Origin of the sequence: Streptomyces sp. A012304 (assembly GCF_026008495.1) — a bacterium.
In the GTDB taxonomy this organism is placed as follows: Bacteria; Actinomycetota; Actinomycetes; order Streptomycetales; family Streptomycetaceae; genus Streptomyces.
Genome location: NZ_BQUN01000171.1, coordinates 1 through 342 on the forward strand (window position 1 = coordinate 1; position 342 = coordinate 342).

At 65.8% G+C, this 342-nt stretch carries 1 protein-coding gene; it reads left to right on the plus strand.

Annotated features, from left to right (window positions below; translation table 11 throughout):
• The coding region (locus ALMP_RS35625; protein ID WP_264935911.1) for a transposase at positions 1-251 on the plus strand (251 nt) is incomplete at its 5' end.
• Positions 252-342 lie beyond the last annotated feature (91 nt).

Genomic DNA, 342 nt, shown 5'->3' on the forward strand with positions numbered 1-342 from the left:
CCGGCGACACACCGGTCGCCGACCTGGTCCGGCTGGCGAAGATCCGCTGGCGCATCGAGCACGACTACCGAGAACTCAAGCACGGCCTGGGCCTGGACCACTTCGAAGGCCGCTCCTGGCCGGGCTGGCACCACCACGCCACCCTGGTCACCGCCGCCCACGCCTTCCTCACCGAACAGCGGCTGGCCCCAAAAGCCGACACACCGGACTCACCCTCTACCAGATCCTCGACACCCTCCAAGACCTGCTGAACTGCTGGACCGGCATCTGCACCACCTGCCACCAACCCCTGCCCAGCAGGACCACACCAAGATCAAGACAGACCTAACGGAGTCCTACTAG